Origin of the sequence: Spirosoma montaniterrae, from assembly GCF_001988955.1 — a bacterium.
Taxonomy (GTDB): Bacteria; Bacteroidota; Bacteroidia; order Cytophagales; family Spirosomataceae; genus Spirosoma; species Spirosoma montaniterrae.
On sequence record NZ_CP014263.1, the window covers coordinates 1,199,976 to 1,222,845 of the forward strand.

A 22,870-nucleotide genomic window follows, 5' to 3' on the forward strand; every position below is an offset into this window, starting at 1 on the left:
TTGAATAAGGTAGTTAGATCACATTCAATCATTCCTTCATTCAATCATTCAGCTAAAAATATCCCCCCTTTTTCCGGTCTTCCATGGCGGCTTCGGAGAGTTGATCGTCCATGCGGGTTTCGCCCCGTTCGCTGATGCGGGTAGCCTGAATTTCGGCGATTACATCATCGAGCGTGTCGGCTTCGGATTCGGATGCGGCAGTACAGGAAATGTCGCCTACGGTGCGGAAACGCACTTTTCGGGTCACAAGCTGATCGTCGGGTTCGGGTTTGATAACGCCGTTGGCTGTTGCCATTAGCTTGCCATCGCGCAGCAGCAGTTCGCGCTCGTGGGCGAAATAAAGAGCGGGCAGGGCAATGTTTTCGCGCCGGATGTAGTTCCAGACGTCGAGTTCGGTCCAGTTCGAGATGGGGAATACGCGCACGTTTTCGCCCTTGTGAATACGCCCGTTGTAGAGGTTCCAGAGTTCGGGCCGCTGCCGTTTGGGGTCCCATGAGCCGAACTCGTCGCGCACCGAAAACACGCGCTCTTTGGCTCGCGCCTTTTCTTCATCGCGACGCGCTCCGCCAATGCAGCAGTCGAACTCAAATTCTTCGATGGCGTCGAGCAGGGTAAACGTTTGCAGCCCGTTGCGGGTGGCGTTGCGGCCCGTTGGTTCCTTCAGTTTTTTGGCGCGAATGGTATCTTCTACGTACCGCACGATGAGCCGTTCGCCAATCCGATTTGCCAGATCATCGCGGAAGTCAAGAGCCTCCTGAAAGTTGTGTCCCGTGTCGATATGCACTAATGGAAACGGAAACTTGCCGGGCCGGAACGCCTTCAGAGCCAGATGCACGAGCGTAATAGAATCTTTGCCGCCCGAAAACAGCAGCGCGGGCCGCTCAAACTGCCCGGCCACTTCGCGCAAAATATGAATCGCTTCCGATTCGAGTTGATCGAGATAATCCATGTCGTATTGACTGATTGACTAATTGAGTGATGGAATGATTGAGTGATTGAATGTTTCCTGCTACTCCATTCAGGCACTCAATCATTCCATCATTCAATTATTTCGCGTGTAGTCCACATTCTTTTTTACTGTTATCTTCCCACCACCAGCGGCCCGCGCGGAAGTCTTCGCCGGGTTGAATGGCGCGGGTGCAGGGCTGACAGCCGATGCTGACAAACCCCCGGTCGTGCAGCGGGTTATAGGGTACGTGATGGTCTTTAACGTATTGTTTCACCTCTTCGAACGTCCAGTCCATAAGCGGGTGAAATTTGAACAAACCGTGAGCATCGTCCCATTCTAACTGGGTCATCGTCTGGCGATTAGCTGACTGTTCGGCGCGAATGCCCGTAACCCAGACCTGCTGCCCGGTCAATGCCCGGCGCAACGGCTCTACCTTGCGGATGAAACAGCACTCCTTCCGGTTTTCGACTGAATCATACATGCTGTAAGGACCTTTGCCGGTCATCAGGCTTTCCGCTGCGCTCTGTTCTGGAAACATCGTTTCGATTTCGATGCCGTAGCGGTCGATGGTTTTTTTCCAGACCGAATACGTTTCCGCAAACATCCGCCCCGTGTCGAGCGTGAAGAGTCGAATGGGCAGATCGTTGCGGGCAATCAGGTCGGTAATGACCTGATCTTCATAGCCTAAGCTGGTCGAGAATACGACTTTGCCGGGAAACAATTCGGCCAGTTTTCGCAGCGCGTCAATGTTGCTGAGTCCGGCGAGTTGTTCGGTCAGGCTGGCGAGGGTGGGGGGAGCAGATTCTGCAAGCATAACTTTATTTCAACGTTACCACCCGTCCGGTTTTGGCCGATTGGCGGGCGGCTTCTAAGATTTCCATGACAATCAGGTTGTTTTCCAATGACGTTAATTCGTCGGGTTTCGTTTCACCGCGCAGCAGCCGGGCCAGATACGCGAACGGGTCGGCGGCTGGTGCATCGGTTTGGACGGCTTCTACAGCCTGTTCGGGTTCCTTCTCGCTCCGCCGAATCCGCATCCGTGACTTGTCGAGTGCGAACACCGAGCCGGTTTTGCCGTACACTTCCATGTCTTTGCGAGCGTAAGGCCAGTTCCACGACGCCTGAATGACGGCCTGGGCGGTGGGGTAAGTCAGAATAATCGTCGCTTCATCGTCTACCTTCGGGTAGATGTCGGGCTTAATCTGCTGCGTCACGGCCAGCACCGACGTTGGGCGTTGGTTTTTCATGAGCCATGTACTCAGGTTGGCCCCGTAGCAGCCGAAATCGAACAGCGCACCCGCGCCGTTGGTGGCGGGGTCGGTGAGCCAGACAAAAAATTCGGGCATCACGTTGATTTCTTTCGGCCCCTGATGCCCATCGTGAACCACTATCTTCCGCACGTCGCCAATGGCTTTTTCGGTGTTCGTCAGGGCATAAGCGCGATGATTGCTGCCATACCAGGTGGTTTCGTAATTGGTCAGTAGCTGAACGTTATGCCTGCGGGCCAGTGCGGCCATCTGTCGGGCGTGGTCGAGGCTGATGGCCAGCGGTTTTTCAACCATTACGTGAACGCCACGCGGGGCGCAGGCTTGTACGGTAGCGAGGTGATCGACAATGCGGCCAAAGTCGGTTACGGCTTCGGGTCTGGTTTTGTCGAGCATCTCGGTCACGGTGGGGTAGATGAGCGAGGAGGGCAGGTTATATTGTTTGGCGAAGCGTTCGGCCAGTTCGCGATTGGGTTCGGCAATGCCCACAATCTCAATGCTTTGCCCGTTGAGCCGCAGAATCTGATGCACGTGTGAGTGCACCATACCCGCCACGCCCACGCGCAGCTTTTGGGCTACTATCTGCTGTTGGGTTGACCCTAAAAGAAGGAGAAACAATAAGAGTTTATTCATACGCTTCGCCAACGCTTTTTAATGTTTTTCTTAGCAGATTATCGCTGGTACGAAAGTTGGTCTTTTTGATCTCGTCAACGGCCAGGGGCGACTCTGATATCATGCTCTATGTCTTCTTCTGAATAATTGAACACACTAAACCCGAACCGGCCCATAATCTCCATGAAGGCCCGTTTACTGATTCCCACGATGGCTGTAGCTTGCCCCAGCGTTACTTTGCCTTTCTCGTAAAGCTGCCCGGCAAAGAGCATTTTGGCTTCAAATTCCTCGATTTCGAGGTTATCCGGTAATTCTATCGTCAGCGTTTTCATGGTTCTGTCAGGGTTTTACAGTCATAAAACTTCTTGCTCTAAATCCGTTCATTTTGCCGCCGGAAGCATCAGGCAACCCGCTCTTTTAAAACCGCTGCGCTGACCGTTGCGGCCTGATCGAAATCAGCAATCAAATCGTCAATCGCTTCTAAGCCGACCGAAATCCGAATCAGGCCGGGCGTAATGCCGAGCGCGGCTTTTTCGTCGGGCTTCAGTTTAGCGTGGGTCGTTGTATTCGGGTTTGTGACAATCGTTCGCGAGTCGCCGAGGTTTGACGAGAGGGTTGGAATTTGCAGGGCATCGAAGAAGGCACTCACGCGCTCGAAACCGCCTTCGAGTTCGATGGTGACGATGGCCCCGCCCGCGCTCATCTGCTTGCGCGCCAGTTCGTACTGCGGGTGCGAGGGCAGAAACGGATACAGTACGCGCTCAACGTCAGGGTGGTTTTCCAAAGCTTCGGCCAGCGCGAGGGCGTTGCGGCAGTGCCGTTCCATCCGCAAGTCGAGCGTTTCCAAACTCTTCGACAACACCCAGGCGTTGAAGGGCGACAGCGACGGTCCGGTATGCCGTGCAAAGAACCGAATCGGCTGAATCAGGTCGGCGCGGCCCACCACAACCCCGCCCAGTACCCGACCCTGCCCGTCCATAAATTTCGTGGCCGAATGCACCGACAAATCGGCACCGAAGTCGATGGGCGTTTGCAGTAGGGGCGTGGCAAAGCAGTTATCGACGTTCAGAATAAAGCCGTATTTTTCTTTGAGCCGCGCCAGCATCGCCAGATCGACCAACTCAAGGCCGGGGTTCGAGGGCGTTTCTAAGTAAACCATGCGTGCGGCCGGCGTCCCGGTTGTGGGCTGCATGGCCGCTTCCCACTCGGCTTCAGTAGCTGTGGCATCGACGTAAGTATGTGTAATGCCCCATTTGCTCAGAATCTGCGTGATAATCTGATGCGCCGACCCGAACAGGGCACGACACGCTACAATGTGATCGCCCGCCCGCAGCAGCCCGGCCATACTCGCAAACACAGCCGCCATGCCCGTACCGGTGGCAATGCCATCTTCGGCACCTTCGAGCATACATACTTTTTCGACGAACTCCGAAACGTTGGGGTTCGAGAAGCGGCTGTAGATGTTGCCTTCCTCGGTTTCGTCGAACAATGCTTTGCCCTGTTCGGCACTCTCAAACGCAAAACTCGATGTCAGGTAGAGCGGTACAGAGTGTTCGCGGTTCTGCGATTTAGCCGCCTGTGTGCGTATGGCGCGGGTTTGTTTTTGCATATAAAGAAATATCAGGAACAGAGTCTGAACCAGGATTAGCCAGGATTGACAAGATTAACACAAGATATTGCGCTGCGCTTAATTGCTCTTGATAGTTGCAACCTGGTCAATTTAGTAGATAGAATAAGCGCAGCGTAAAATCTTGAATTAATCTTGTCAATCCTGGCTAATCCTGGTTCAGATGTGTTAGAAAAATAAAATAATCTTCCGCAAACTTACCAGAATAACGACAATGCCGACCAGCACCATCATTGTCTTCACCGGTAATTTCTGCGCGAGTCGGGCGGCAATGGGCGCGGCAATCATACCGCCCAGTATCAATCCCAGAATGACCATGCCGTAATTACTCAATCCGGCGAATAATGCAAACACAACCGACGAGGCAAACGACACAAAAAACTCGGCCAGATTCACCGACCCGATGGTGTAGCGCGGATGCCGGCCAGCGGCAATGAGCGTGGAATTAACAATTGGTCCCCAGCCGCCCCCGCCAATGGCGTCGATGAAACCGCCGAACCACGCCAGCAACCCAATGCGCCGAACGGGTCTTTTCTTGATGCGTTTGATTAAAGCTTTGCGGATGATGACCGCGCCCAGAATGGCCGTATACACCGAAATGGCCGGGGCCAGATACGTTGAGACAATCTCCAGATCAGCCAGTTTCGTAATCAGAAACGCGCCCAGCGCAGCCCCGATTACGCCCGGAATCAGCACGGCTTTGAACAGTCGGCTGTTGATATTGCCAAATTTCAGGTGCATATAACCCGACACGCCCGACGTAAATATCTCGGAGCTGTGAACGCTGGCCGTGGCAAATACCGGACTGATACCTACGCTGGTCAGAAAGGTAGTCGCCGTTACGCCATACGCCATGCCCAGTGCACCGTCAATCATTTGGGCAATAAATCCGGCAGCAATGAAGTAGAAAATGTCGGGCGAGAGGTCAATGGCTGTAGCCATCAACGTCAGCCGATCAAGCGTAAAATAACTGAAAACCAAGTGCCCAACCACCATCAGGGCCAGTGCCGAGAAAGCGTAGATGGCAATTTCGGTACGCGTGCGCCGACGCAACAGCAGGGCAAAGGGCGTGAGGGCCGGCTTCTGAACCCGCACCGCTACACCCGGAAAAGCCGCCCGTAAACCCGCCACCTGTTCTTCTGCCGCTTCACCCTCAAGCGTAATCGTCAGCCCTTTCAGATTGACTGGCAAGCCACTTTCTGCCGCCTGAACTGGACCCGGTGCCGACGTCACTATGTCGTCTGACTGCATAGTGTTTAAATTCTATCGAATTAATAGATTAATTGTTTTTTGAAAAACGGCACCAACTCGTGCCGTTTTTTGATGAAGGGTAGGCCGCAAAGGTAAACACGAATTACGGAACCATGCAAATTTCCAGTGTAATCTCTCAGCGCATCAGAGCGATGCTGCCCGTGTATCGCTGATATTTGTCGCCTTTCAGCAGCACTTCGGCCTCATAGGGATACTGACCGGCGGGCATTGGTGTATTGCCCCTATTACCGTCCCAGCACTCGCCGGGTTTGGCACTGTTGAGCGGGATGTCATAGGCTTCAAAAACCACTTCGCCCCAGCGGTTCCAGATACGCAGTCGTTTGATTTGCGTGGCTCCTTCATCGCCAAAGAGAGTCCAGGTGTCGCTGCGTCCGTCGCTGTTGGGCGTGAAAGCGTCGGGCGCAACAGCCTGGCACAGCAACAGCCGGAACACGTTGGCCGCGCTGGCCGAGTCGGGGCAGGCTCCCTGTTCGTAACCAACCGTCAGTTTAAGGCCGTATTCGCCGGGCCGTAGATCGCCGAAAATAGGTCGGGCGGCTGTGCTGGTCAGGCCGTTACTTAGTTCCCAGCGGAATTGTCTGGCGTTGGGGTCGGTAGCTACAAGGGCAACGGGGCCGGGCACACAAAAGTCAGGTCCATCGGCAACGGAGAAGGTTGGTTTTAGTGGTGGCTGGATCGTTACGCCCTGCGCCAGAGTGGCCGAGCAGCCGGACGATGCACCCAGTACGGTCAGGCTAACGGTGGCGTTTGTCAGTGTGGGCGGAAAAACGTGCCGGGGCGAAAAATTTACGGAGTCGATGGGCGAGCCGTCGCCGAAGCTCCAGCGAAAACGGCGGGCCGGATCGCTTCGGTTCACAAATTGGGCTTCCTGCAAATTACAGACAAATGGTTTTGGTACCTCAAAACGCACGTCGGGCGGTGCAGTAGTGGTCAGCGAACGTGGCAACGAATTGGAGCCGCAGGGCGTAATGGCCGTCAGCGTAAACGAGTAAACCCGGTTGGCTTCGGCAAAGCGGTGAACGGGGTTGGGCGTGGTGTACGTAGCTCCGTCGCTGAACGTCCAGATCCACGACGTAGGGCGGGGTACTGTGGCGTCGGTAAACTGTACGGCTTCGCGGGCGCAGGGCTTATCGCTGGAGAGCGTAAACAAGGGCTTAACAATGGTTGGATATACACGAATAGCTACGGTATCGGTGGCGGTTCCGCAGGCGTTTTGCACCCGGAGCGTAACCCTGTACGTGCGGGCCGAATCAGAGGCTAAAAAGCGGTGCAAAACGGTATCCTGCTGCGTTTGCCGGGTGGTGCCATCGTCGAAATTCCAGGTACTGACCTGCCCTTCGCCAACCGACCGATTGGAAAACCGCAACGTTGCGGGCGTACAGCGAACGGTGGTTGAATCGACGCCGATTTCAGCAAAAGCCAGTGGGCGAACCGTGAGCCGGGCCGTATCGATTTCGGTGCCGCAGCCGTTCGAGGCCGTCAGTGTGGCCGTAAAGGTGCGGGTCGTTTGCCCCTGATTTCGGTATGTATAGGTACTGGCCGTCAGCGATGTACTCGTTACGCCGTCGCCATAATCCCAGCGATACGTAATGCCCGGCTGTGCAGCCCGATTCACGCCAAACGTAACAACCATCGGTGAGCAATCGGCAGTTTTGCTGGGTTGTAAGCGAAACGGCGCAGGTGGGGCTGTTAGCGTGATGGTCTGCTGGGTTTCGTTGCTACAGCCACCCGCCGAAGCCCGCAGCGTAACCGTTTGCGGCCCCGCCGACAACGACAGCGCGGGCGTGGGCGTTTGCCCGGTTGCTTTTTCAACCCCATTGACCAGCCAGCTATACGAATCGGCCCCGGTCGAACTGTTGACCACCGTAACGGGCCGATTGGTACATTGGCCGGTCAGGGCAAAGGCCGATTTTGGTTGTCCGATGCTTACGCTGAACCGGGCCGACTCCTGGCAACCGCCCGAACTGCTGACCTGATAGGTAATTGTTACGCGGCTGGCAGTCAGATTGGTAAGCAGCAGCGAATCGCCCCGAATACAGTTGTTGCAGTCGGTAGTTGACCACGTTCCGCCCGACGGACTTCCCGGCAGTTTTACCCGATTTTGGCTGGCGCAGGCGGTCAGGCCATTGACCGTAACGCCCACGCCAGTAACGGTCAGGTCTACGAAATCAGACACGGCGCACCGCCCGTTGCCCACCCGATACGACACACGCACGGTGCCGGTGCCGCCCGGCACAAGCGTTGTCTGACCGTTTTGTACGCCAAGCCGTATGCCCGATGCACCACTTGTGATACTCCACGAGCCACCGGGCTGATCGGCCAGCAGGGGCAGAGCCGCACTGTTGGCGCAGACCGTTGACGATTTGGGCAACGAAGTTATTTTGACTTCTGCTGGTTTGTTGACCGTAAACGACATGCTCACTGGCTGGGAACCGCAAATGTTCTGGGTAGTAACGGCCACCACATAAGGCGTAGGGGTGAGCGACAACGGCACGCCTACTGTGGGGTTGAACGGAACACCGTTGAGCGTGTACGTGGCCCCGGCCAGCGGGCTATCAACCTTAAACGTAAAGGCTTCGCAGGTGTCGCTCTGCTTTTTCAGCGTGGGCGTGGGCAGGTCGAGTACGCGGTGAACGCACCGGACTCGGTTTGGAATGCCACAGGCGTTATCGACTGTCAGCGTAACGATATAATCGCCGGGCTGGGTAAACCGCACTTTCGGGTTGGGCGACGACCGGTTGGTGCGCTCCTGAAACGACACCAATGCCGGACCCGAAATGTCCCATGTATACGAAGATGCATTGGTTGAACTCGTGCCGTTGAACCGCACCGTACCGTTTCCCGCCGACAGGCAGATAAAAACCGTGTCGTTGCGGGTAGTGGTCGAACCCGAATCCCGGATGGCGGCAATGGCTTTGTCGATTACCCGCACCGGAGCCGAGTAGGGCGTACTGGGCGCGCAGGTGCCGGTTACGCTTAGGGTAGCCGTGTAGGTGCCACTTTGGGCATAAGTGTGCGTGCCGAGCGCGTCGGGTGGGCTGTTGTCGCCGTAGTTCCAGAGGTAGGTATTGGTGCCACTGGCGGGGCAGGTTTGGTTTTGGAAGTTGAGCCGCTGCCCGGCGCAGATAGCACCTACCTCAAATTTGGGCCGGGGCGTATTGCGGAATGTAATATCGAAGCTGCTGTTGGCGGGTGTACCGGTGCCGCAGTTGTCGGTTTGCCGGAACTTAATACTGCGGTCGGCATCGTTGCGGCAGTTTTCAACAAACTCTTTCACGTCGTACTCATGCGTAAATTCGAGTTTGCTGGGGTCATACACCTCCTGCTGTACCTGATTGTCGCCCCAGTCGATACGGAAATTCTTCAGCACGCAGGCTGAGCCAACCGGAACGTCGAGCAGAATGGTGACTACGTGCCGGGTCGTGCCTTCTTTCAGGCAGATGTCGTACTTACCATCTTTGGGTTTGATAGAGGGACCAATTTGCCCCAGGGCGGGCAGTGAAACGAGCACGACAAAATAGAGCCAGCCAGCTATTGAGAGCCGATTTATTGAGCAGAACATGGTGCGGGAAGTATGTATGGGCAATCTACGCAGGTGGTTCGGAAGAAGCAAAAAAATCTGTAGTTTATTGATTTGTAATGAACTACACTGTTTCTTTACCAAATATCCACTCCATGACATTTATTGATGACACGTACTTTACGTTCGCTGCTCTGTGCGGCTTCTGCTGCTGTCAGTTCCCTGACGGCCCACGCACAAGACCCGCAATTCTCCCAGTTTTATGCCAACCCGATTTATCATAATCCGGCCTTCGCGGGTGGCTCCGGTGCGGGGCGGCTTATTGCCAACTATCGGATGCAGTGGCCCGCTTTAGATGCCCGCTACCGCACAGCGGCCTTTTCGTTTGATACCTACGACGAAGATACGCGTGTCGGGCTGGGCGTACAGGCCATCAGCGACTGGCAAAGTACTGTTTTTCAGACAACCCAACTCAGCGGCATTGGGTCGTGGATGCTGCCCATTATGCAGGACAATGACCGCGAAGCCCGCGTCGTTTTCGGCTTGCAGGCATCGTATATCGGTAGCCGATTCGACCCGGCGGGCATGACCTTCGCCGATCAGTATGCCGTGGGCGGTTTGGTTAACGTTGTGTCTGCCGACCCGCTGGCAATGGGCGGGGCTTTGTCGAAGCACAGTGCTGACTTTTCGGGCGGTATCCTGTTTGAACACGACCTCGGCGACGATAAAGCGAAATATTGGGCCGGGCTGGCCGTTCATCACATCTACCGGTCGCAGCTACGGGGCGACTGGCTGGGGCAGCGCATTAGCGGGATGGCCGGGCTACGCATTCCGTTTACGGGTGGGAGGGGTCTTTGGAACAAGGGTTTAGTGCATCAGCAAAACCGCGACCGCTCGGTGAGCCTGACTACACATCTGCGGCAGCAGGGCAATAATCTTCAGTTAGATACGGGCTTCAACCTCACCTACTCGCCCCTGATGGTGGGCGTATGGTATCGCGGTATTCCGATTCGGCGGCTCGACAAAACGTTCCAGAACGACGCACTGATTGGCATCGTCGGGTTTCAATTCGACCGCTTTCTGGTAGAATACAGCTACGACATCACCGTGTCGCCCCTTCGATTCGCGACGGGTGGGGCGCACGAACTCAGCATCTGGTATGGACTCGACAGCCTGTTTCAGTTCAGCAGCACAAAAAACCGGAGTGCCCGACGCCAACGCCGATGCCAGCACTTTTAGCCCTCTCAAAAAAAACGGCACGAATCGATTCGTGCCGTTTTTCTAATAGCATACAGCCGGGCCTAAGCCCCACATATTATCGATCCCAGAACACGCGGTCGATGATGGTATTATTGGCTCCCTGCGCTTCTACGTTGGCCCGATTCTGCTGCACTTCAGAAAGCGGGTACGGCCACCGACGCGGGAATCGACCGCTCGTAAACTGCTGCGAACTCGATGCCAACGTCAGGGCCGGTACACCGTTGGGGCGGTCGGCGGTGATGCTCCGTCGCCAGTCGGTCCAGGCTTCGGGTTCGAGATATAGGCCAATATATTTTTCGGTGAAGATTTTATCGAGCGTAATCGTCTCAGCCGTTTCCGAACCGAACTGCCGGATGTATGCCTGATTGGCTGTTGTACTCGTTACCAAGCTAAACGCCGGAATGGGAGCCGTAACTTTGTTGATACTGGCCGCAACAGCCGCGTTGTAGGCCGCAGCCGCTTCGGCCCGACGACCTAACCGCAAATTGGCTTCCGCTTCAATGAACTTCGTTTCAACGAAGGTGATAAAATTGGCCGGAGCTTCGGGGCGGTTGATGTAGCCGCCCAACTGCGAAGCCGCCGGACGCGACACCCCGGCGGGCGTTCCGACGAAGGGTGCCCCCGTTGTGTTGGCCCGAACGTAGAACGGTAAACGCGGGTCGCTGCGCGTATTGAGCAGGTTTACAAAAAACTCACCGGCCCGAACGCCGTTGCCAAAGCTACCCACCAAATACCGGAACCACGGCCCGGCAGCATCGACCGTGTTGCCAAACACAATCCGGGCATCATCGGCATTGCCGGTGAACGTACCCGCCTGAATCTGCTCCAGAGCCTGCCGCGCCGACTGTTCGGGATTAACCTTGCTCAAATGGTTGAAATACCGGGCCTTCAGCGCACGGGCGGCCAGAATCCAGCGCGGGCGGTTGCCGCCATACACCAAATCATCGCGACCGGGCGAGAAAGTACTCGTAGTGGCCTGTAAATCAACGATACCCTGCGAGAGCAGCGTTTGTACGGTGTCATAGAGCGCGGCTGCCTGATCGTAGCGCGGTTGCACCACCCGCCCGTTGGGAGTATTTCCCCGGAAGGCTTCCGAATAGGGCACGTTGTTCCAGAGATCGACTGCCTGACCGAGAGCCGTAGCCATCATGATGCGGGCCACACCCCGGTAGTGGGGCGCGTTCAGTTCACCGGCTTTGCGGATAATCACGCTCAGGTCGTTCATGGAGCCGGGGTAGAGGTTGCCATCCCAGACGCGGGCCGCGAGGTTGCCGTTCAGGTCATACTGCCCCACCGACAGGTAAATGTTTTCTACCCCGCCAATCTGCTGCAAAAAGATGCTGTTGAACTGCGCAATGTCGCCGTTGATGCCATACGACAGGTTGGCCTGCGCGGCTGGAAGCAGCACGTTTACCGGCGCATCGGTCGGGGCGTTGGGGTTGACGTTGATGTCGCCAAACTGGCAGCCGGTGAACAGTATTACCGGCATAAGTAGAGCGAGAACTGGTTTTATAAATCGGTTCATCGGATTAGAACGTAGCGTTTAAGGTAATACCCATGCTGCGGGTGTTGGGGTTGCCGAAGTAATCCAGGCCCTGTGCCGGGCTAAGACCATACAGGCTGGTTTCGGGGTCGATACCGCTGTAGTTGGTGAACAACAGCAGGTTGCGTCCAAAAGCCGTGAGCGTGGCCCCTTTCAGGAACTTGCTGCCGCCAAACCAGTTGGCGGGCAGTTTGTAGCTCAGGTTGAGGTCGCGCAGCCGTACCCACGAGGCATCTTCAACAAACGGCTCATGCACACCGGCGGCACCCGTGGCCCGGCCATTGGCCTGAAACCAGTTGGCCTGCGTCAGCGTTACGGCCTGCGTGTTGGCCGGAGCTTCGGCAGAGGCCGTGTACAGGCCCGTTTGCGAATCGCGTCCCGTAGCCACTACGCCCTCGAAGGTGCGCTGTTGCCCGCGTTCGAGGGTCCGGGTAGTCATGCCGATGTTGGTCAGCACGGCCTCGGTGCCGTTCCAGACGTCGCCCCCGCTGCGGATGTCCCACAGAAACGACAGCGACAGATTGCCGTAAGTGAGCGTATTCCGAATGCCCAGCAGGAAATTGGGGTTGGGGTTGCCCAGCAGCAGGTTGTCGCGCCGGACGGGGAAGCCTGCGTTCGGGTTGGCTACCGGCTGCCCCTGTGCGTTCAGCACTGGTTGTCCGTTGGGGCCAATCTGGTTCTGCGGTTCGATGATGACCCGGCCCTGTGCATCGCGCAGCCAGCCCGAACCATAGAACACGCCAAACTGCTGACCCGGCACCAAACGCGGCTGGAAGATCGTACCAAAGCCCGGCAGCAGAATCGGCTGGTCGTCGCCGATGGTCGAGATAACGATGTTGCGGTTGCGGGTAAAGTTAAACGACGCTTCCCACTGGAACTTGCTCTTTTTCACCGGGGTCACGGTCAGGATGGCTTCGATACCCCGGTTCTGCAACTCGCCCGCGTTGATAAGTTCGGAGGTAAAACCCGACGACGACGCCCGTGGCACCGACACCAACTGGTTGCGGTTGCGCGAGTTGTAGTACGTAACGTCGAGCGAAACCCGGTTTTGGAGGAAGGCCAGTTCGGCACCTACCTCAACGGTTGTGTTCAATTCGGGCCGGAGGTTGGCGTTGCCGATCTGGTTGCTGAGTGTGGAGCCGCCGATGTTGCTGCCCCGAATCGGGAACGAGATGCCGTTGCCGAAACCGTCGGCAGCACCCGCCCGCACGAAAAACGTTTCGGTCGAATAAGCGGGCGGAATGTTACCGGCCTGCGCGAACGAACCCCGAATTTTGGCAAACGACAACGCGTTGCTGTTCAGCTTCAGCGCGTCGCTCAGAACGAGCGCACCGCTCACCGAACCGAACAGGAATGAATTGGTTTCGGTGGGCAGGGGCGAGGCCCATTCGTTCCGCAGCGAACCTTCCAGAATGGCCCAGCCCTTGTAGTCGGCTTTGACGTTGGTGAAGGCCGCGAACGTGCGCCGACGAGTCCGGTTCTGCACCGGGTTGGCAATAACAGTAGCGTTCGAGATGTTGAAGAAACCCGGCTGGTTGAACGTGTTTCCGTCTAAGTATGAGCGGGTTACATCGTTGTTGAAGAAGTTATGACCCACCAGCGCGGTTAGGTTGATGTCGCGTAGCTGCTTGGTAGCGGTCAGCAGAAAGTCGGTGTTGAAGGTCTTATTAACGAACGTTTCTTCGTAGATGCGCCCAAACCGGCCATCGCCCCCAAACGAGCCAATGTCGAAAGCGGCCACGCGCCGGTCGGTAAACACGTCGGCACCACCCCGGAACATGGCACTCAGCCACGGCAGAATCTGGTAGTTGAGTTGCCCGTAGCCAATGAACCGGTCAACACGGTCGCGGTAGGGGTTTTTGTTGACCGTCCAGAGCGGACCGTCGGGGCCGAGGCCGAGATCGCTGGGGTTCATGCCGTCGATTTGGTCGCGGTTGCGGAAGTTACGCTGCGACCCGTTCGGGAACTGGTAGGCAACGGGGTTGAGCGGGTCGCTCTGGCCGTTGAAAATATCGAAATGGGGGGGCGTGCGGTACAAGCCCTGCGTGACGCCCGTAAAGTTATCGCCCCGACCCACGCGGTTGCCGCCTGAGTTGACATACGTAGCCGACGCCGACATCCGTAGTTTATCGCTCAGGGCCGACTCGCCGGAGAGTTTTACCGTTGTTCGCTCGAACGTGTTGTTCGGAATAACCCCCGTTTGCGAAAGCCGACCCGCCGAAAAGTACATGTTGCCGTTGCGGTTGCCACTGCTGATACTCACGTGGTTGTCGAAGGTGCGGCCTGTCTGGTAAAAGTTACGCTGGTTGTCGAATACATTAGGCACAACCGTACCGGCGGTGGGGTCGGTAGTTGGCACGATGCGGCCCTGCGGGTAGCGGGCGTCGGTCAGTGAGGTGCTGTAGCGGAGGTCGCTGATGCGCGGCCCGAACATAAACGTTTGCCCCGGCACATCGCTGTAGGTGCCGTTGGTGCCCTGCGCAAACTGATCCTGCAACGGAAAAAAGCGGTTCACCTGATCGACCGAGGCCGACGAGTTGACCGTGACCGTAGTTTTGCGGGTATCGCTGCGCGAGCCTTTTTTGGTGGTAATCAGCACCACGCCACTACCCGCCTGAATGCCGTAGAGAGCCGTAGCTGCCGGGCCTTTCAACACCGAAATGCTTTCAATGTCATCGGGGTTGATGTCGACGGCCCGGTTCGAGTTATCGACCGACGACGACGACGACAGTGTGTTGAAGGTGTTGTTGATGGGAATACCATCGACTACAAACAGCGGCTGGCTGCTACCCTGAAACGACGATTTGCCCCGGATGTTGATGCTTGACGCGGCTCCCGGCGTACCGCCCTGGCTAATGACCTGCACCCCGGCCACCTTACCGTTCAGGGCATTGACGAGGTTCGGCTCCCGCGCCCGAATAATTTCGTCGCTTTTCACCTGCTGGGCCGAGTAAGTCAGCGTTTTCTTTTCCTGGCTGATGCCGAGTGCCGTTACAATCACTTCGTTGAGCTGGCGGCTGTCTTCGGCGAGAGTAATGTTGAGTGTCGATGCCGAACCAATCTCAACCTCCTGGGTCAGGAACCCGACTGCCGATACCACAAGCCGGGCGGCATTAGTGGGGAGGGCCAACCGGTAGTTGCCGTTGGCATCGGACGTAGTACCGCGATTCGTGCCTTTTACCACAAGGCTGGCTCCCGGTATCACTGAACCATTTGCGCTGACCTGCCCCGTCAGGGTTCGTTCCTGGGCAAAGGTGAGCGCACTGACCAGAATAAACGCGATCAGTAAACCTGTTTTTCTCATGTAGATAAGTAGATGATGATAACTATAAAACCAAAAATGGTAGTATTGCTATCAACAACATGAGTAAAATTTTGTTCGCTCAACAGGTCTCCGAGACGAAATTTAATGTAGCTCTACGTGGCTATCGCAGAAATTCAGCTACTAAAATGCCCAGATACGTGCCGATGGCGTTGCCCAAAGTTCCGACCAGTACAGCAGGCAGTTGCAGGTCGGGCCGACCGAGACTTTTTGCCAGTGCCAATGCCGATGTTGCCCCGCCCACATTCGCCTGCGACGCAATACCCAGCACGGCCCAGTCCTGCCGAAACACTGCCCCCAGCCCGAACAGAATCAGCGCGTGAATCAGTACCAGCGTCAAAATCATACCGAATAATATGACGGCTAACTGACCGTCGCGGATAAGCGCGGCCACATCGCAGTAAGCCCCGATTACGGCCAGAAAAACATAAATTCCGAACAGGCCCAGTAGCCGACTGCCCCGCAGGTTGTTCACAACCCGAAACTGCGCCAGTGCCAGCGCAATGGTAGTCAGCACCAGCACAAACGGCAACCCCGACACCAGGGCGGCTATTTGTTTCGACAGAAAAATGGCCCCTATGCCCAAGCTCAGCAGGAGAGCCAGGTCGCTGGGCGTCAGGGTATCCGAATCTGAAAAGGGGTTGCTGTCGGCATCGGTTTGTGCATTTGTGGCCGTGGGCAGTGTGCGCGGAAAGCGTTGTTGCAAGAAGCGCGGCACCGATAGCGTAACAACCATCCAGAGCGTAGTCATGATGTTGTCGGCGGCAGTGGCGGCAATGAATAGATTACCAGCTTTCGATACGTTGTAGTGCAATGCTACAGCGTGAAAATTAACACTACCGCCAATATACGTGCCGGTAAACATGCCCGCCAGCGCGTAATGCAGCGCACCGATGGTTTGCGGGGCCGAAAAGAGCCATACGCTGGTTAGCACCCCGATGATGACCCCTGCCGAACCAATCAGATACATACTCAGCATAGGCAGACCGGCCTGCCGAAGGTCTTTGAGATTGACACTCAATAGCAACAAAAACAGCGAAAACGGGGCTACATAGCTGAAGATACCATCATAAACAGGCGTCTCGGTAGTGGGAATAAGGCCGAAGTTGGCTTCGATGGCAGTCAGCAGAATAACCAACAGGGCTGTACCGATGTGATGGAAACCGGGTTTGCGGGAAAGCCATTCGCAGATGACAACGTTCAGACAAAGAATAAACAGGATGAAAAGCGTGTCGGTCACGATAAAAAAAGAGAAGATGTAGAACGTAAATATACTTAAGTGTCAGGCTGTTTGATGCTTGTAAGGCATAAATTAAGGCCCAAATATCATAAGGCTTTTGCTTGCATTCGTAAAATATTTTCTAACAGAAATAGTAAATCGCCAAACAAACCATTACTTTGCGACAAGTTTCTTTAAAATTTTAACCTAACTTAAAGTCAAATGAACAGAAAATTACTACTGAGTTTGTGGTTGTTTTTTGGCCTAACGGTAACAGGACTCGCACAGGGTCAGACAGTTACTGGTAAAGTAACCGACTCGCGCGGAAACGGATTGCCGGGGGTGTCGGTTTTGGTCAAAGGCACCGCACAAGGTACTACAACCGACGCCGATGGGAACTTTCAGTTGAACGCGCCAGCCACTGCCCGTATCGGCTTCAGCTACATCGGCTTCCTGAGCCAGGAAGTAGCCGTCAACAACCGCTCGACCCTCAACGTTACGCTGGGCGAAGACACCCGCCAGCTCGAAGAGGTAGTGGTATCGGGTCTGGCAACTACCGTAAAACGGTCTAATCTGGCAAACGCCGTTGCCCGGCTCGACAGCAAGGAACTGACGGGCGTAACCAGTCCGGTTACTACCGATGGGGCTTTGCAGGGAAAATTGGCCGGTGCCAATATCGTTGCCAACACGTCTGTGCCGGGGGGCGGCTTCAACCTCCAGTTCCGTGGCGTTTCAACGCTTGGTGCCTCGGCTTCGCAGCCCCTGTTTATCGTCGATGGCGTATACATCGACAACGGTCAGTACTCCAATGGCCGGTCGGCAGCCAACAAAGCGGCAGCGGGGTCATCGCAAAGCACACAGGATAACAACGCCAACCGATTGGCCGACCTTAACCCCGACGATATCGAAAGCATCGAAGTGCTGAAAGGTTCGTCGGCGGCTGCTATTTACGGTACGCGGGCCAATGCCGGGGTAGTAATCATCAATACCAAGCGCGGTAAAGGTGGTAAAACAACCGTATCGTTTGGGCAGGACTTAGGCTTCAGCAAGGCACTCAGCTACTACGGCGGTTCTGACTGGACCGAGCAGAAACTCACTGATCACTTCTCGAATACGAAAAATCCCGATGGAACGCCCAACGCGGCTGGCATTGCCCAGTTGAATGCGGAGATTGCAGCACTCCGGGCGGCTCGTGCCAATGGCACCTATACCGATTGGGAGCGGGTTGTCTATGGTGGCACCGGAGCCATTCGCAACACCCGGCTGGGGGTCGCGGGAGGAAACGACCGGACCAAGTTTTACGTCAACGGGAGTATCTCGGATGAAACAGGGATTATCAAAAATACCGGCTTTCAGCGGTACTCGCTACGGGCGAACGTAGATCACAAACTGACGAACTGGCTCGATTTCAGCATTAACTCGAACTACATTGTCAGCAACAACGACCGGGGCTGGACCGGAAATGATAACTCGTATATCAACTACGGCTACGCATTACCCTACACGCGCCCGTATGTCAATCTGTATCCCGATGCGAACGGGCAGTATCCGAACAACCGCAACGGCGTAGGCGAAAACCCGCTGGCTGTTCGTGACCGGGCTGTCAACAACCAGAAAAACAACCGCGTGTTGCAGGGCTTCACCGTGAACGCCCGCGCCATCAATACGGCTAAGTCGTCGCTGACGTTCCGGGTCAATGGTGGGCTGGATTACCAGAACGGTTTCGCAACAATCTGGTTGCCATCTGATCTGCAATCGCAGTTGGCCGAGGCTAATCCCGGTTATGCGCAGGATACCCGCACCGAAGTGTTTAACTCGAACGTACAGTTTTCGGCGATTTACACGCAGGCGGTTATGGATGGTCGGCTCAACCTGACCACGTCGGCAGGGGCGGTTCGGCTCTATAAATACCTGCGTTCCAACTACGTGCGTGGCACGGGGCTGCCCGCTGGCGTGTCGAACCCGGCTCGTGGTCGTGTAATCGACGGTTTTGCTGAATATCAGGAGAATACCGACGTTGGTTTGTTTGCGCAGCAGGATGCCAACTTTGACGACAAGATTATCGGCTCGGTAGGTATCCGTTTCGATAAATCGACGCTGAACAGTGAATTCGACAAATTTTACGCCTTTCCACGGGCGGCAGTAGCCGTTAATGCGACCCGCTTTGGCTCATGGGCCGGCAGCACGGTGAGTCAGTTGAAGTTCCGCGTTGCCTACGGGCAAACGGCGGGTCTGCCCAACTTCGGTACGCCCTATTCGCAGTTGCAGGTTGTTGGTGTAGGTGGTCAGGGCGGTTTGGTGCCATCGACCGTTCTTGGTAACAATAATATCAAGCCCGAGCGTGCTACTGAATTGGAATACGGGGTTGACTTCGGCCTGCTCAATGGCCGGATAACGGGTGAATTTACGCTGTACAACAAAAAAGTGTTCGACCTGATTCAGCCGTTGACAACTGCTCCAACAACGGGCGTAACCTCAACACAGATCAATGCCGCCGACCTCACCAACCGGGGGCTTGAGTTCTCGCTGGGTGCCGACGTGGTTCGGAGCGAGAACTTCAAGTGGTTTATTCAGCCGATCTTCTGGTACAACCGCTCAAAAATTACGCGGCTGGCTATTCCCGAACGTCTGACGGGCGGCTTCGGTGCAACGTTTGGGCAGTGGCGTGTGAAAGGCCCGGACGCCGATGGCCGGACCTATTCGCCAACCGAAATTGTTGGACAGCCCCGCACACTGCCTGCCACTGATCCTGGCTTTGCCACGTCGTGGACGAGCTACGGCGACGCTCAGCCCAAATACGAACTCTCGCTGAACAACCGGATTACGTTCCTGAAAAATTTCGAGTTCTCGGCACTGCTCAACTACCGCCATAAGTTCACAGTAGTATCGCTGACGCGCGTGCTCTGGGATGAGGGCGGTAATACCTACGACTGGAATGAAACCGATGATCGGGGAAATGACGGTAACACGCCGAACGGTATCTACCGGCAGAATGCCAACGGCCTCGACGAAAATGGCGTTCCGAAGCCGGGCTACAACCCCAATATCTACAGCTTCCTGAAACTGCGCGAAGTGGCCCTGTACTACCGCGTTCCGACGCCGACCCTGAAGCAGGTGTTTGGTAATGTCGTCAGCAACGTTCGGATAGGCATTTCGGGTAATAACGTGCTCCGCTGGACCGACTACACGGCTGGCTACGACCCTGAAAACTCGAACTTCGGTTCGCTGGCATTAGGGGGCGGTGTCGACCTCGGCTCGTCGCCTGCCGTTCGCCGGATGATGTTCCACATCGCCGTTGATTTTTAAGTAGCTAAAAAACACCGTTTTGTGTTATAAAGACGTTTTCTTACTATGAAAAAACATACATCTATTCTGCTCGCCGGTATGCTGGCGGGTAGTTTCACGGCCTGCAATCCGCTGCAAACGGAACAGGTTATCGACCCAAACTTTCCCAGTGTGGGGGCGGTTTCGGCCAATGCATCGAAAGCTCAGTTAGACGCCCTCGCCATTGGTCAGATTTCGCTGGCCCGTGGAACTAATGCAACGGGTTATGGCACCTACTTGCTTATCGTAGGAACGATTGGCAAAGAACTGTTTAACTTCAACGGCACCGAGTCGCGCTGGATGACCGAACTGAACGGAACACGCCCCATTGATAACTCGGCTTTCTACAACGGCGCAACAACTACGTTCGGGTTGCCGGTTCGTCAGGCCAACATCACGCTGGCCTCGCTCAATAACACCAGTTCGGTTAGTGATGCACAGAAGAACGGCTACCGGGGTATTGCCAACACCTACAAAGGACTGGCCTATCTGTATATGCTGAATGCACAGGGAACCAACGGTATTCGTCTGAACGTAGAAGACCCCTTCAAGCCCAGTAAGCTGGCGAGCTATGCCGAATCGCTGGCGGGTATCGCCAAAATTCTGGACGAGGGTGCTACGCAGTTGGATCAGGCCGGTACGGCTTTCGCGTTTACTACGCCTTCCGGGCTGGCGGGTTTCAATACCCCCGCTACTTTCAAGCGGTTCAACCGGGCCATTGCCCTGCGGGTAGCTATCTATCAGGCCGACTGGGCTAAAGCGGCTACCTTGCTGCCCCAGACGTTCTACAACGCATCGGGCGATCTGAATGTCGGCCCCCGCAATACGTACAACCCTACGCCCCCCGACGTGCAGAACCCTTTGCTCAACACCTCATCGAGCCAGATTGTGGGTGTGAAAGAGGTATTCGAGGCCGCCGAACCCGGCGACAAGCGGTTGGCAAAAGTACGGAAGCTGGACGCGCCCCTGACGTATACCTCCGGTGTTAACTACAGTACACCGTATCTGACCAATATGTTTACCAGTGCCAGCGACGCCATCCCCATTATTCGGAACGAAGAGCTGGTGCTGATTGCCGCCGAAATTGCTGCCCAACAAGGTAATGTAGCCGAAGCTACCCGAAACATCAATATTGTTCGGACGGCGGCTGGCTTGCCCAACTACGCAGGTGCCACCACGAAAGACGCCCTTATCAATGCCATTCTGAAAGAGCGGCTGTATTCGCTGTTCTACGAAGGCCATCGCTGGGTCGATATGCGTCGGTATAACAAACTTGGCGAAATTATACTGCCTGTGACCGGAATGAAAGTGCTGGAACGGCTGGAACGCCCGGTTGCCGAAGTAAACTGGGATATCTTCAACCCGTAGACGAGTTTTTTAAACGCAGAGGAGGGGAGATTTCGCAGAGATCACAGAGTTTATACGATATTGAATTAGGTGTGGCGTATGGCTGGCGCGAGGGAGACGCAAAGGGTTGCGTCTCTACGCCGGATGGTCACTTGTAGAGACGCAACCCTTTGCGTCTCCCTCGCGCCAGCCGTCGCCCTTTGCGTCTCCTGTGCGCCAGCCATACGACAAAGCAATGTCAATAGGGTATTAAAACTCAATAATCTCTGCGAAACCTCCCCTCCTCTGCGTTTAAACGTATTTATTCTCCCGCAATAGGGTCGGTTTGCCCGTCGGGGTCGCCCGAGACGAAGCCGCGTGTCGGAACATTGCGCCCCCGAATCAGCAGCAAACCCGCCACGTGGGGCGCGGCCATGCTGGTGCCGCTCAAGGTTGCATATCGGCCATTGATGTAGGTCGAGGTAATCCGAACGCCGTAAGCGCAGACGTCTACACTGGGGCCGAAATTGGAAAACGACGCAAACTGGTTGTTCCGATCCATTGCCGACACCGTAAACACATTCGGGTGGTTGACCCGCGCTGGCGAATAATTATCGCTGTTTTCGCCTTCGTTGCCAGCCGCAATGGCAAACAGAATGCCCGCGTTGGCGGCCTGCCGAATGGCATTTTCGAGGGTGTTCGATACGCCTTCTCCGCCCAGACTCAGATTCACCACGTCGCCCGCGCGTCCATTCTGCCGAACGTGATTTACGGCCTGAATGATGCCCGACAGCCGCCCTTCGCCCAACTGATTCAGTACTTTCAACGCTACTAATCTGGCTCCCGACGCCACGCCCGTAACACCGGCACTGTTGTTTTTGGCACCAATAATACCCGCTACGTGCGTACCGTGGCCGTTCTGGTCATCTGCCGACGTGTTTCCGCTCACAAACGAGCGGCTGCGCTCGGTATCGACGTTCAGATCAGGATGGTCGAGGTCGATGCCGGTGTCGACCACCCAGACGGTTTTGGTGGTTTGCAGGTCGCCCCGCCCGAAACCGGTTTGCCGAATGTTCCAATACACGGTGCTGGATAGGCTCACATCGACGCAGGTACAGATCGACATAATCCGGTCGGGTTCAACCGTCTCAACGGCGGGGTCTTGCTCCAGTTCCACGGCTTCGGCGGCTGATATATGCGCCAGAAACGTAGTTTTCTCATCGGAAGCCAGCAACTCGGCCTGCTCGTCGGTGATACGGTGACGCGACAGCAGCCGCGTAAAATTCGTTTGGGCGGCACCAATGCGGGCGTTGGCCGAGCCTGTCGGGGGTTGTTCGGGCTGGTAAGTAACGATATACGAACCGGCAATGGCCTGCCCGTTGTTGGCGGTGGCTTTTACCAAACAGTCGGCAGTGATGCCCGGCTCAACATCCTGATCGGCGCGGCAACCGAATACGGCAACGCCCAGCACGACAGCGTTGATAAGCGTTGTAGGAGAGAGAAAACGTCGCATGACGATGTACGGAATGGAGGGTGAATCAACTGATAAAGAATGCCGTACACGTTTCGGTCATGCGTGTCGAGAGAGGGTGTTATGGTTGTGTTGAAAGAACGAAAAACCGGCCTTAACC

At 55.8% G+C, this 22,870-nt stretch carries 14 protein-coding genes; 3 read left to right on the forward strand and 11 right to left on the reverse strand.

Annotation, left to right across the window (positions count from 1 at the left end; genetic code table 11):
* Positions 1-52: 52 nt before the first annotated feature.
* The 7 genes from cysD to AWR27_RS05265 form a co-directional block, all read right to left on the reverse strand.
* Entirely contained in the window at positions 53-949 is an 897-nt protein-coding gene (gene cysD / locus AWR27_RS05235; protein ID WP_077130218.1) for a sulfate adenylyltransferase subunit CysD, read from the reverse strand.
* A 97-nt stretch (positions 950-1,046) separates the two neighbouring features.
* Positions 1,047-1,763 carry a phosphoadenylyl-sulfate reductase gene (locus AWR27_RS05240; protein WP_077130219.1) on the reverse strand — a complete coding sequence of 239 codons (717 nt, stop codon included), beginning with the start codon at positions 1,761-1,763 and terminating at the stop codon, positions 1,047-1,049.
* Between the two features lie 4 nt (positions 1,764-1,767).
* A complete protein-coding gene (locus AWR27_RS05245; protein ID WP_077130220.1) occupies positions 1,768-2,847 on the reverse strand; it encodes a Gfo/Idh/MocA family protein in 1,080 nt (359 codons plus the stop codon).
* A 74-nt stretch (positions 2,848-2,921) separates the two neighbouring features.
* Positions 2,922-3,158, reverse strand: coding sequence for a UPF0175 family protein (locus AWR27_RS05250; protein ID WP_077130221.1), 237 nt, complete (start codon positions 3,156-3,158; stop codon positions 2,922-2,924).
* A 68-nt stretch (positions 3,159-3,226) separates the two neighbouring features.
* Positions 3,227-4,435, reverse strand: a complete 1,209-nt coding sequence (locus AWR27_RS05255; RefSeq protein ID WP_077130222.1) for a trans-sulfuration enzyme family protein — start codon at positions 4,433-4,435, stop codon at positions 3,227-3,229.
* Positions 4,436-4,621: 186 nt separating this feature from the next.
* On the reverse strand, positions 4,622-5,704 hold the full coding sequence (locus tag AWR27_RS05260) for a sulfite exporter TauE/SafE family protein (RefSeq protein WP_083732756.1): 1,083 nt from the start codon (positions 5,702-5,704) through the stop codon (positions 4,622-4,624).
* A 136-nt stretch (positions 5,705-5,840) separates the two neighbouring features.
* Positions 5,841-9,287, reverse strand: coding sequence for a PKD domain-containing protein (locus AWR27_RS05265; RefSeq protein WP_077130223.1), 3,447 nt, complete (start codon positions 9,285-9,287; stop codon positions 5,841-5,843).
* Positions 9,288-9,413: 126 nt separating this feature from the next.
* On the opposite strand from AWR27_RS05265, the gene AWR27_RS05270 reads away from it, so the two are divergent.
* The gene (locus AWR27_RS05270) at positions 9,414-10,484 is read left to right on the forward strand and encodes a PorP/SprF family type IX secretion system membrane protein (protein WP_077130224.1); all 1,071 of its coding nucleotides are present in this window, start codon (positions 9,414-9,416) and stop codon (positions 10,482-10,484) included.
* A gap of 76 nt (positions 10,485-10,560) precedes the next feature.
* On the opposite strand, the gene AWR27_RS05275 is transcribed toward AWR27_RS05270, so the two are convergent.
* The 3 genes from AWR27_RS05275 to AWR27_RS05285 all read right to left on the reverse strand — a co-directional run bounded on the left by AWR27_RS05275 (position 10,561) and on the right by AWR27_RS05285 (position 16,610).
* The gene (locus AWR27_RS05275; RefSeq protein ID WP_077130225.1) at positions 10,561-11,994 is read right to left on the reverse strand and encodes a SusD/RagB family nutrient-binding outer membrane lipoprotein; all 1,434 of its coding nucleotides are present in this window, start codon (positions 11,992-11,994) and stop codon (positions 10,561-10,563) included.
* Between the two features lie 40 nt (positions 11,995-12,034).
* Positions 12,035-15,352 carry a SusC/RagA family TonB-linked outer membrane protein gene (locus AWR27_RS05280; protein WP_077130226.1) on the reverse strand — a complete coding sequence of 1,106 codons (3,318 nt, stop codon included), beginning with the start codon at positions 15,350-15,352 and terminating at the stop codon, positions 12,035-12,037.
* Positions 15,353-15,473: 121 nt separating this feature from the next.
* Positions 15,474-16,610 (reverse strand): DUF819 family protein, encoded by a 1,137-nt coding sequence (locus tag AWR27_RS05285; protein WP_077130227.1) that lies wholly within the window; start codon positions 16,608-16,610, stop codon positions 15,474-15,476.
* A 201-nt stretch (positions 16,611-16,811) separates the two neighbouring features.
* Between AWR27_RS05285 and AWR27_RS05290 the strand changes: the two genes are divergently transcribed.
* On the forward strand, positions 16,812-19,895 hold the full coding sequence (locus tag AWR27_RS05290) for a SusC/RagA family TonB-linked outer membrane protein (RefSeq protein ID WP_077130228.1): 3,084 nt from the start codon (positions 16,812-16,814) through the stop codon (positions 19,893-19,895).
* Between the two features lie 45 nt (positions 19,896-19,940).
* Complete coding sequence (locus AWR27_RS05295) at positions 19,941-21,281, forward strand: RagB/SusD family nutrient uptake outer membrane protein (protein ID WP_077130229.1); 1,341 nt, start codon at positions 19,941-19,943, stop codon at positions 21,279-21,281.
* Between the two features lie 280 nt (positions 21,282-21,561).
* On the opposite strand, the gene AWR27_RS05300 is transcribed toward AWR27_RS05295, so the two are convergent.
* Positions 21,562-22,752, reverse strand: a complete 1,191-nt coding sequence (locus AWR27_RS05300; protein ID WP_077130230.1) for a S8 family peptidase — start codon at positions 22,750-22,752, stop codon at positions 21,562-21,564.
* Positions 22,753-22,870 lie beyond the last annotated feature (118 nt).